The sequence below is a fragment of the Pseudoalteromonas sp. SWYJ118 genome (assembly GCF_015864505.1).
GTDB lineage: Bacteria > Pseudomonadota > Gammaproteobacteria > Enterobacterales > Alteromonadaceae > Pseudoalteromonas > Pseudoalteromonas arctica.
Genome location: NZ_JADYXC010000009.1, coordinates 126,624 through 138,103, shown reverse-complemented (window position 1 = coordinate 138,103; position 11,480 = coordinate 126,624). Strand labels below are relative to the sequence as shown.

At 39.4% G+C, this 11,480-nt stretch carries 12 protein-coding genes; 4 read left to right on the top strand and 8 right to left on the bottom strand.

Annotated elements, in window-relative coordinates:
* Positions 1-132 precede the first annotated feature (132 nt).
* Entirely contained in the window at positions 133-561 is a 429-nt protein-coding gene (locus tag I6F48_RS10940; RefSeq protein WP_197119409.1) for a hypothetical protein, read from the bottom strand.
* A 101-nt stretch (positions 562-662) separates the two neighbouring features.
* Positions 663-1,046, bottom strand: coding sequence for an RNA-binding S4 domain-containing protein (locus I6F48_RS10935; RefSeq protein ID WP_165728335.1), 384 nt, complete (start codon positions 1,044-1,046; stop codon positions 663-665).
* A 256-nt stretch (positions 1,047-1,302) separates the two neighbouring features.
* Here I6F48_RS10935 and I6F48_RS10930 point away from each other — a divergent pair, with 256 nt between their 5' ends.
* Both I6F48_RS10930 and I6F48_RS10925 read left to right on the top strand, forming a co-directional pair.
* Positions 1,303-1,590 carry a hypothetical protein gene (locus I6F48_RS10930; RefSeq protein ID WP_165739228.1) on the top strand — a complete coding sequence of 96 codons (288 nt, stop codon included), beginning with the start codon at positions 1,303-1,305 and terminating at the stop codon, positions 1,588-1,590.
* Between the two features lie 55 nt (positions 1,591-1,645).
* Positions 1,646-2,311 carry a hypothetical protein gene (locus I6F48_RS10925; protein ID WP_197119408.1) on the top strand — a complete coding sequence of 222 codons (666 nt, stop codon included), beginning with the start codon at positions 1,646-1,648 and terminating at the stop codon, positions 2,309-2,311.
* Between the two features lie 9 nt (positions 2,312-2,320).
* On the opposite strand, the gene I6F48_RS10920 is transcribed toward I6F48_RS10925, so the two are convergent.
* The 5 genes from I6F48_RS10920 to glnA form a co-directional block, all read right to left on the bottom strand.
* Positions 2,321-2,779 (bottom strand): cyclic nucleotide-binding domain-containing protein, encoded by a 459-nt coding sequence (locus I6F48_RS10920; protein ID WP_166421825.1) that lies wholly within the window; start codon positions 2,777-2,779, stop codon positions 2,321-2,323.
* A gap of 29 nt (positions 2,780-2,808) precedes the next feature.
* A complete protein-coding gene (ntrC, locus tag I6F48_RS10915; RefSeq protein WP_165739232.1) occupies positions 2,809-4,194 on the bottom strand; it encodes a nitrogen regulation protein NR(I) in 1,386 nt (461 codons plus the stop codon).
* A 14-nt stretch (positions 4,195-4,208) separates the two neighbouring features.
* Positions 4,209-5,279, bottom strand: a complete 1,071-nt coding sequence (gene glnL / locus I6F48_RS10910) for a nitrogen regulation protein NR(II) (RefSeq protein WP_197119407.1) — start codon at positions 5,277-5,279, stop codon at positions 4,209-4,211.
* Positions 5,280-5,361: 82 nt separating this feature from the next.
* On the bottom strand, positions 5,362-5,883 hold the full coding sequence (locus I6F48_RS10905; protein ID WP_197119406.1) for a DUF4124 domain-containing protein: 522 nt from the start codon (positions 5,881-5,883) through the stop codon (positions 5,362-5,364).
* Positions 5,884-5,996: 113 nt separating this feature from the next.
* Entirely contained in the window at positions 5,997-7,403 is a 1,407-nt protein-coding gene (gene glnA, locus I6F48_RS10900; protein ID WP_197119405.1) for a glutamate--ammonia ligase, read from the bottom strand.
* A gap of 507 nt (positions 7,404-7,910) precedes the next feature.
* On the opposite strand from glnA, the gene typA reads away from it, so the two are divergent.
* Positions 7,911-9,734: a translational GTPase TypA gene (typA, locus tag I6F48_RS10895; protein ID WP_024589533.1), complete on the top strand. Its 1,824-nt coding sequence runs from the start codon at positions 7,911-7,913 to the stop codon at positions 9,732-9,734.
* Positions 9,735-10,117: 383 nt separating this feature from the next.
* Positions 10,118-10,495, top strand: coding sequence for a hypothetical protein (locus I6F48_RS10890; protein ID WP_197119404.1), 378 nt, complete (start codon positions 10,118-10,120; stop codon positions 10,493-10,495).
* A 240-nt stretch (positions 10,496-10,735) separates the two neighbouring features.
* Here the strand turns inward: I6F48_RS10890 and I6F48_RS10885 are convergent, their stop codons facing one another.
* On the bottom strand, positions 10,736-11,461 hold the full coding sequence (locus I6F48_RS10885; RefSeq protein WP_197119403.1) for a CBM9 family sugar-binding protein: 726 nt from the start codon (positions 11,459-11,461) through the stop codon (positions 10,736-10,738).
* Positions 11,462-11,480 lie beyond the last annotated feature (19 nt).

Sequence of the window (11,480 nt, the reverse complement as noted above, 5' to 3'; positions counted from 1 at the left end):
CAATGTAAAAAACCGTATTTATAGAACGAATTTTATACAGTTATTATAGTAGAGATAATGCTGAAAAATTTAATTTCAAGAGATGATTTAAATGAGGGATGAAGAGCCGAAAATTATTTCGACCCTTATTAATTACTGTAACCAATCTTGCTGCTTACCTTTAATACTCAAACAAAGTAAAGCTATGGCAATAATGATTACAAATATAGGCATAAATACAGCACTTGTACCAAGTAGCTCAATACTGTTTATGACCATAAAATTATAATATTGCTGAATTAAAATAGCGCCGAGCGATAGCGCAAAAGTAGGTGTTGCCAGCGCGTTTTTAGCAAGTAAAAAAATACAACCCAAAGTGCTTCCAAATACAGCTATAGCAAATGCAATGGTTGACCAAATAGGAACGTTAGAGTAGGCAGCTTGTTGATCTAGCGGAAGTTTACCTATCATTTCTGGTGTCATCATCATGTGCATAGCAAATGCAATAACGCCAAGTAAGTTCCATACGAGTGCCGCCCATACAACGGGCTTAAACCAATTTTTAGGTGTTTTAACAGACATTTTATAACCTTGTTTTTATTATTATTAACTAGGTTATTAAAGAGTAAAAAGGCCAACTATACAAGTTGACCTTTTTATATAAAAAGAGGGTTTTTAAATGCTTAACCAAACGAAATAGGACGACGACCTGTTTTATCATCTACTTTTGGCTTTTTAGTTCGCTTGCGCTTAGCTTTAGCTGGCTGATTTGTTGGTTGTGGTGCGGCTTGCTTTGACTCTGTTTGAGTGTGTACCGCAGGTTTTTCTGCAGGTACAGCATCTTCACTTAACGCAAGTTGAAAAAACTCACCATCGAATTCTAGTACATCGCCACTGTATAATTTTTTCCGCTTTATTGTACAAATTTCATGGTTAACACCCACATAGCCTTCAGTAATTAGGTTTTTAGCTTGGCCGCCACCTTCAACTAAGTTTAGTACTTTTAATAATTTACAAAGCTCAATCGGCTCTTCTTCTAACTCTATTTCTATATATTCTTCGTTCATATTTGCTCTCGGTGGGGTAACGCACAGGCTTTAGTATAAAGGCTTACAGCGACTTTTGCACCAAAGCAAGTAACTTTAGATAGCGGTAATACACAATTAGTTATGAAAGTTTTTAGGTATTTTATCTGTCTTTAAAAAAACTGAAGCAATTAAAAGTTAAGCTTCGTTGCAATCTTTTTTACGTATGGCTCGCTAATTGCTAAAACTCTGGCGGATTAATCAATGTGTAATGAATACATATAAAACGGAGTAGAAAATGGGCGTAAGATTAGCAATGAAAAAAGAGCTAATGGGCTTAGATAATTCAGATATGCTTACCGCAGACGATGTTAGGTCACATCTTACTAATCAAGTAAAAGAGCAAAAGGAAAATGCTGAACGTGGTTTTTCTGTGATTTCAAAATTTAACGATCACCATAGCCGCTTAGTGAGTGGCGATATGAAAAAAAAATCGGTACTTGAATTTCAACGCCATCGCTTATTTAAAGAAGTTTTATACACTCGTAAAAGTGTTGATGCGTGGTTAAATAGCCAAACAAATTAAATTGCTATAAATAGTTACCTTTAATAGACTACAAGCGTAATCAAAAGGGGTAACTATGAAAAATGGAATTTTAATATATGTGTTGGCATTACTATTAGCTGCGTGCCAACAACCTACCGTGTATGTATTTAGTGAAAACTTGCAAGATGAACAGCGCGATCAGCTCGATGCTGCGCTAAAAGCACAATCGCTCCCTTATGAATATGTACCGCTGGCAATCCCATCAGAGTTTGGTGAGGCTACATTACTCTTATCAAGTGACAAAATTTACCCAAAAGAGACTGAGCAGTTAGCTACTATTATGCAGGGGCTAGGTTACGAGCCACAAGTTAGCTATACAACGCGTTCAAATCATTTTTATGGTGATGGCAATATAGGCTTTTATCTAAAAAATGCAGTGGCGGGTACAACCTTTGTTATGCCTAAAAAGTTACGAACAACTCAATGCAGCGAAGACAAGTACAATGATTTACTCGTCACATTTACAGATAAATATGCTGACTTTACCTTACCAAGTGGTGCGGTTGTGAGGCTTAATTGGGAGTATTTGTATGGGTATGTTGTTATTTATTATAAAATCTATTCCCAGACATATAGCCACTCACAGCCGCTTGTAAATACTCCCTTTGGCGCCAAGCCATCCGATACTTACAGGTTTACAGCTCATGTTAATAACCCCAGCTGGCTTGATTGCTCACTACAAATTGTTTATATGGACTGAGTGATAGAGTTAACCGTGGGTTTCTATATGCTCGCTAAGTTTTGCAATACGCAGACTCATACCTTCTATAATTCGGTCTTTAATTTTTTCACGGATAACGTTAGGTAAACGGGTGAGTGCTTCAGGGGTAATGGCAAGGACGATACTGTCGGTTTTAGCGCGTGCGCTAGTGCTACGCTCTCGGTTATTTATAAAAGCGCCTTCACCTATAAATTCACCAGGTACTATCGTTCCAAGTTCTAGCAAATGATTATGTTTAAATACTAACAACGCACCGCTAAGTACAATATATAAGCGCTTGTCGTTATCGTATTGCTTAAATAAAAACTGATGCTGGCTTACTAAATATAACAGGCCGAACGACTCCAATAAGACTTGACGCTCGCTGAGCGTAAATTCTTTAAAAAAGTGCAGCCTGTTTATAATTTCCATTTGTTTGAATAAGGGAATATGTTCGATTAGCTTCATCAATAACCAAATGTGTTAAAAGCGTTTAATCAGCTAATATTGCGCTCTTTTAATTTTCGGGTCAACGTGTTGCGTCCCCAACCAATTTTTATAGCGGCATCTTGCTTATGGCCAGAGCAATTAGCGAGAGCTGTTTTTATTAAGCGGGTTTCTAGCTGAGCTTGAATGTCAGGCCAAATATTTTCTTTACCTTGTTTAAGCTCTTGATTAAGCCATTGCTGAAACGCATCTAACCAATCACCTTCTTCTTGAGTTGGTGTGGCATCAAGAATTTCAGGCGGTAAGTCTTGCTCGCTCACAAGCTCACCCGGTGCCATTACAGTAAGCCAGCGACAGGTATTTTCTAATTGGCGCACATTGCCTGGCCAATTAAATAAGCGTAATTGCTCAGTTGCCTTAGGGCTCAGCACTTTGCTTTCTACTTGTAGCTCTTTAGCGCTTTTATGTAAAAAGTGTTGCGACAAGCTTTCTATATCTTCAGTGCGTTCTCGAAGTGCAGGTAAGCGAAGGCGCACAACATTAAGACGATGGAATAAATCATCCCTAAATTTGCCCTGCTTAACTAAATCTTCAAGGTTTTGATGCGTAGCCGCAATAATACGTACATCCACTTTTATACTTTGATGCCCACCTACGCGATAAAACTCACCATCGGCAAGTACGCGCAATAAACGTGTTTGCACATCAAGAGGCATATCACCAATTTCATCTAAAAATAGTGTTCCGCCATTGGCTTGCTCAAAACGGCCTTTGCGTACGCTGTCGGCACCCGTAAATGCGCCTTTCTCGTGACCAAAAAGCTCTGACTCAACAAGCTCTTTTGGAATAGCTGCCATGTTAAGTGCAATAAATTGGTTTTCTTTACGTGGGCTATGGTTGTGCAGGGCACTGGCAACTAGTTCTTTACCTGTGCCAGATTCACCATTTATTAATACGCTCATGCTAGAGGCCGATAGTTTACCTATCGCTCTAAACACTTCCTGCATGGCGGGTGCTTCACCAATTATATGCGCACTTTTTGGTGGAGCTTGCTTACGCTTAGTTTTTTTAGTGGAGTTTGCCCTGCATGCGCTTTCGACTAGTGCTACCGCTTCGTTTAAATCAAACGGCTTAGCTAGGTATTCAAAAGCACCTTTTTGAAATGCATTTACAGCTGAGTCTAAATCTGAGTGCGCAGTCATTATAATAACGGGCAATCCAGGGTTCTGCTCTGCAATAAGTTCAAGCAACGCCATACCATCCATACCAGGCATTCGTACGTCCGAAACTAAAACAGTAGGTTGGCTAAACTTTAATGCGCTTAATACATCTTGCGCATTAGAAAAGCTTTCTGCGTTAAACCCTGCACGGGTTAGTGCTTTTTCGAGTACAAATCGAATAGAAGCATCATCATCTACAAGCCAAACTGTTTTCATGCAAACTCCAAACATTAATCTGCAAAGGGCAGATAGATATTAAATTCAGTATGTCCAGGCCAGCTATCACATTCTATATAGCCATCATGTTGATCAATCAGTGTTTGCGCTATTGAGAGTCCTAACCCGGAGCCACCTTCTTTATTGGTGATCATCGGGTAGAACAGTGTTTCGCGTACACTGGGATCAATACCTGGTCCGTTATCAGATATTTGGATCAACAAGGCTTTTTTAGGTGCTTTACCCGGGCGACGATGCTGATGATTTATGCGGGTTTTTATTGTTATTTCACCGCCATCCACAAGCGCCTGTTGGGCATTTCGAACAATGTTTAATACTACTTGCTGAATTTTACCTTGATCAATGTATACATCAGGAATACTTGGGTCGTAATCTTTAACCAAGTTAATGTTAGAGCAATTATCTAACGTACTTAGTCTTGCAACTGATTCAAGTGATTGATGTATGTTGCCATACGATTTTTGCGGAAGTTGATTAGGCCCTAAAAGCCTATCTACTAATTCGCGTAATCGGTCGGCTTGCTCAATGATGAGCTCAGCACATTGATCTCTTTCTTGTTGATCAACCTCATACTGCAATAACTGCGCCGCTCCGCGGATTCCACCTAAAGGATTTTTAATTTCGTGAGCTAACCCTCTAATTAGGTTTCGAGCAGCTTGGTATTGATGCATTTGATTAGACGCTTGGTCGTGCTTAATTTCGTCGTCGGTTTGGCGCCACTCAAATAAAATATAAAGCGAGCCATTAAACTTAATTTGTCGTGTACTTACGGCTACTTTTGCATGGCGAGAATCGCTAAAAACCACATCAGCTCTATGCTGCTGGCAATCTACGCCTTCAACTAATGAGTATTGCTCTATACGCTTTAAATCGATTGAATGGTAGTTAAAAAGGCTATCAAAAGGCTGATCTAATAGGCGCTTGTTACCAAGGCCAAGCAGTTCACTGGTACTGGTATTGGCATATACAACGGTGAAGTTTTTATCAAGCAACATGATGGCGGTTGTTTGATTTTGCCAAATGGCATCGAGTAGCTCAGGGCTAAAGTTTTTATTATTAATCATAGCTGCACCATTTTAGTGCGTGGATGTTTGCAAGCAAGTTATATGATTAAATACACTGCTGCACGTTTAGTAATGCCCCAATTTAGTTACCTAGGTTTAGCCCTTTTCGGTGCATAAAAAATATGCAGGGTTCGCTGGTAGCAATAACTTGGTTTTTACTATTAAAAAGCTTTAATTGTAGTGTGTGCTGACCACGTTCTACATCTCTAATTGCAAAGGTTGAGCTGTCACTGGCGGGGCCATGTGCTTTACCATCAATAAAAAGTTGTATAGTAAAACCAGTTTCAAAGCGTGGTTTTATTCGGCTAGTTACATAAACAGTGCCGGTATTTTCACGAATAGTCTGGTTATGATCAGGTGAGGAAATGGCAATACTAAAGGCCGCTTGTTGAGGCTGAGGTTGCTCGTCAAAAATGTCAGTATTTGTTGCAGGCATATTAAGATCTTGGCTGGTGAGCTTTACCTCTTGAGCCCCTTTATGAGGGGTGTCTGAGAACACTAATACGCCATTTTTATCTTTCCAAGCGTATATTTTTGTTTCACCTGCGTAACCATAATTACTTAATCCTAAAGTAATTATTAGTAATAAAATCTTGTTATTCACTCTGCAGCCCTGCATTTTTATCGGTAGCTTAACTTTAGTGGAGTTTGTTTAATTTTACCATTAAAAAAGCCCGCAAAGCGGGCTTGAGAACACACATATTTTAAACAGCTAAATTAACAGCTGTAGTACATTTCAAACTCAACTGGGTGAGTTGTCATGTTAAGCTTTTCAACTTCTTGAGACTTAAGTGTGATGTAAGCATCGATTAAATCGTCAGTGAATACGCCACCTTGAGTTAAGAATTCACGGTCTGCGCTAAGTGCAGATAGTGCTTCGTCAAGTGATGCTGCAACAGTTGGAATTTCTGCTGCTTCTTCAGCTGGTAGGTCGTATAAATCTTTGTCCATCGCATCGCCAGGGTGGATCTTGTTTTTGATACCATCAAGGCCAGCCATAAGCATTGCTGAGAAAGCAAGGTATGGGTTAGCTGTTGGATCCGGGAAGCGTACTTCAATACGACGACCTTTTTCAGATGGAACCACTGGGATACGGATTGATGCAGAACGGTTACGTGCAGAGTATGCAAGCATAACTGGTGCTTCAAAACCTGGTACTAAACGTTTGTACGAGTTAGTAGAGGCATTTGCAAAAGCGTTAATTGCTTTAGCATGCTTGATGATACCGCCAATGTAGTAAAGCGCATCTTCAGAAAGGCCGCCGTACTTATCACCAGCAAAAAGGTTTACACCATCTTTAGCAAGTGACTGGTGACAATGCATACCAGAACCGTTATCACCAACAACTGGCTTAGGCATAAACGTTGCCGTTTTACCGTATAAGTGAGCCATGTTGTGGATAACATATTTCATTTCTTGGATTTCATCCGCTTTTAATACCATTGTATTAAAGCGAGTAGCAATTTCGTTTTGACCTGCTGTTGCTACTTCGTGGTGATGTGCTTCTACTACTTGGCCCATTTCTTCTAGAACTAGACACGTAGCTGAACGCCAATCTTGGAAGTCATCAACTGGAGCAACAGGGAAGTAACCGCCTTTAACACCTGGACGGTGACCAGTGTTGCCATCTGCATATTCTTTATCTGAGTTCCAAGCAGCTTGCTTAGAATCAATTTTGTACATAGAACCAGACATATCTGATTTGTATTTAACGTCGTCAAATACGAAAAATTCTGGCTCTGGGCCAAATAAAACTGTATCTGCAATACCTGTAGAGCGCATGTAGTCTTCAGCACGCTTAGCAACAGAACGCGGGTCGCGCTCATAGCCTTGTAGTGTAGAAGGCTCTACTACGTCACAACGTAAAATTAATGTCGCTTCTTCAGTGAAAGGGTCTAGTTTGATTGACTCAGGAACTGGCATTAATACCATGTCTGATTCGTTTATGCCTTTCCAGCCTGCAATTGAAGAACCGTCGAACATTTTACCGTCTTCGAAAAAATCTTCATCAACTTGGTGATGAGGAATCGATACATGTTGCTCTTTACCCTTAGTGTCAGTAAAGCGTAAATCAATGAACTTGACGTCATTTTCTTTAATAAAATCTAAAACCGATTGTGACATGTGTCCTCCAACTATTGGGTTTTGTTATTGCTGCATAATTGCTTTGGTATTTACTAAGCTGATTTTGTGCCATTATTGTAACTGGCTGTTTATAAATTAAAAAAATATCATTGCATCAAAATGGAATATATAAACGCACCATATTGGTGCGTAAATATTCCATTTCGGTGCAAAATTTACAGAGCGTAATTTGTTGTTAATTTAATCAGCTGAAATTAGCATAACCTAAATGCAAAAGAGTAACAAAAAGATCGGAAAAATAGCCAAAAAGACTGTTTTTCAAAAAAATATTGAAATTTAATTCATATAATTGTCATATATAAAACAGATACTTAGTAAAAGTATTGAGAAAGTTTTAAAATATGTATTGGATAAACTTTCATCCATGTCATTAATGAGGGATAATATGCGCCCTTTTAAATCCTATGCTGGGACATCTCGCGAAAGCGTGGATGAGTGCGTAGATCTTGCAGGATCATTGAGAATTTAATTTCTCTGAGTAAATATATGAGCATCGAAAAGTTAAGAAATATAGCGATTATCGCGCACGTTGACCACGGTAAAACAACTCTGGTTGACAAACTACTTGAGCAATCAGGTACATTAGAAACACGCGGCGGTAACGAAGAGCGCGTGATGGACTCAAACGACATTGAGAAAGAACGTGGTATTACCATTTTGGCTAAAAACACAGCCATCTCTTGGAACGACTACCATATCAATATCGTAGATACTCCGGGACACGCCGATTTCGGTGGTGAAGTTGAACGCGTACTTTCGATGGCTGACTCAGTATTATTACTTGTTGATGCTCAAGAAGGTCCAATGCCACAAACGCGTTTCGTTACGCAAAAGGCATTCGCGCAAGGCTTAAAGCCAATCGTAGTTATCAATAAAATTGATAAGCCAGGTTCACGTCCTGATTGGGTTATGGATCAAATCTTTGATTTATTCGACAACCTTGGCGCAACTGACGAACAGTTAGACTTTAAAGTAATCTACGCTTCAGCTATCAACGGCTGGGCAACACTAGATTTAGACGAGCCATCAGACAACATGGAACCTATGTTCAAGATGATCGTTGACGAAGTATCACCACCGGATGCAGATCCTGAAGGTGACTTCCAAATGCAAATTTCTCAACTAGATTACAACTCTTATGTTGGTGTAGTTGGTATTGGTCGTATTAAACGTGGTTCTGTTGCTCCTAACCAACAAGTTACTATTATCAGTGCTGATGGCACTACACGTAATGGTAAAATTGGCGCAGTACAAAGCTACCTAGGTCTTGAACGTATCGAAACTGATAGAGCTTACGCTGGTAACATCGTAACTGTAACAGGTATTGGTGAGCTTAAGATTTCTGATACAGTTTGTTTCCCAGGAAACGTTGAAGCATTACCACCTCTAAGTGTTGATGAGCCAACTGTAACAATGACATTCTCTGTAAATAACTCACCTTTCTGTGGTAAAGAAGGTAAGTTTGTAACGTCACGTAATATCCGTGAGCGTTTAGACAAAGAATTAGTACACAACGTAGCACTTCGCGTTGAAGATACTGGTAGCCCAGATAGCTTCCGTGTTTCTGGTCGTGGTGAATTACACCTAGGTATCTTAATCGAGAACATGCGTCGTGAAGGTTACGAGCTTTCAGTTTCTCGTCCAGAAGTTATCTTACGTACTGTAGATGGCGTTCTAGAAGAACCGTTTGAAACAGTAACTATTGACTGTCAAGACGAGCATCAGGGTTCTGTTATGGAACAAGTTGGCCTACGTAAAGGTGAACTTACTAACATGACTCCAGATGGCAAAGGCCGTATGCGTTTAGATTTCATGATCCCTAGCCGTGGTTTAATTGGTTTCCAAACTGATTTCATGACGCTTACTTCGGGTTCTGGTCTTATGTACCATACGTTCGATCATTACGGTCCTCACAAAGGTGGCGACATCGGTGTTCGTAAGAACGGCGTAATGATTGCAAACGCAACGGGTAAAGCACTTACTAACGCATTATTCAACTTACAAGAACGCGGCCGTTTATTCATCGGTCACGGTGTTGAAGTATACGAAGGTATGGTTATCGGTATTCATAACCGTGATAACGACCTTACAGTTAACGCCCTTAAAGGCAAGCAGTTAACTAACGTACGTGCATCTGGTACTGATGAAGCGCAAACGCTTTCTCCACACCTTAACTACTCACTTGAGCAAGCGCTTGAGTTCATCGATGATGACGAGCTAGTTGAAGTAACTCCACTAAACATTCGTATCCGTAAGCGTTACCTTACAGAAAACGAACGTAAACGTGCAGGTCGTGGACCTAAAGCATAATCTATTAATTTAGAATTGTGATTTTAAAAGCCGCTGTATTGAAAAATACAGCGGCTTTTTTGTGTTTGTTAGGGTTTGAGAAAAATTCAGCTTTTAGATTGAATGATGTTACTTGGGAAGTTGAAGGTTTTAGATGAAAGTTAGAATATGGGATCTTTACCACCAAGAACAGTGAGAAACTAAATGTTATATAATGACGGGAATACGAGCAACGCGACTGTTGAAATATGCCTTTTTTATTATTAGTTAGCATAAAAATTAATAATTATAATCTTTGATGTTTGGCAGTTATAAGTTTTTAATATTATTAAAAATTACTATATATTAAAAAAGTAGATGTAGTTTATTAGTATTTCATCATCAAACATCTTATGGAGCTAAATATGAATCGTAGTTTACGTAAAGGAACAACAAGTATTTTTTTTCAACACCTAAATACTGGGAACGATATTAGGGTAAAGCTTGTAGAGTCGGAGTTGAAAGATAATCTAGCTATTTTGAGATTTACGTTAGCGCCAGCAAGTGACGATCAGAAACATGATGAAAGTTATCTTCATGATACTCAATTAGAATTAGTTTCGATTAACGATAATAAAATTATCGACGGCTTCAGAGAGTATATGAAGTATAGCTCTATAAAAATAACTAAATATAAATTGGAATTATTATCCCGAAGTAAAAAACTAGAGTTTTTTGTTTCCCCAAAATTAGCTAAGCAAGGTGATCAACGAACATTGCATTTAACGATTATCGATCATTAGTAAAATGAATATTCTCGTACCTTTTCTGTTTTTCTCTAAAAGCGCAGCGCCTCTTAACCTCTTTGTGAATAATTTACTTAAAGATTTTTTGCACAAGGAGAAGGGAATGAGAAGTGAAAGAGGGAGAGCTGAAACAGCCGATAATGCGAAGTATCAATGTTTGTTGGTGGGATGTTTTTGCGTTGGGTTTCGCTTGTGCTCAACCCAACCGACTTCAATTATTTTATTGGTAGTTACTCACTATTTAGGGAGTAGGGTGATTTTGCCAAATACATCTGCGTCTATAAATCCACGGTTTCTGTCGCCGTTTACTGGCTGTACTTCGTGTGAACCCATAAAGTGTTCGCGCACTTTGCTGCCATCGTTATCGCAATACGCTAACATAAAGCCAATGACTTGTTTTTCGCTCAGTGTAATTGGTGTATTTACAGCGCCTTCTTTGTAGTCGTTAGGGTAGAGCTTTATGGCTACTTCCCACGTGATGTTAAAAGGTGCAGTGGTGTTGCGCTTCCAGTTACTGACTAAGTGGTCGGTATACAAATGGGCTTTTTTATCAGGGCCGTAATCGGCGGCTTGGTTATCAAGGCCAATGTGATACGCCAAAGCAGTGTGATTAAATTGGTGGTTTCCGCCCGATGCATCGCTATCTATAAATACCTCAAGCGCATCGTCATCCCAATATTTATAGGTTGGATCGGCGTGTGTATCAATTAAAACATCATCCACAATATCGGCTTGTAGGTATAAATAGTTTTGATCCCACAGTAAACGATAACGCCCTTTAAAGTCAGCATCGTTTGATGGCAATGTGCCATCCATTAAATAAGGCATATCGTGCCAAGCGGCTTTATCCCATGCGCTTTCTGATACGCCATCGACAGTAATTGGGGTTGATGTATGTTCAACATCAATCGCCATTGCAGGAGCGCTTAATAAAAAGCTTAAGGCGAGTGCTAATTTTTTCATTAATCTCTCAATTTTATTG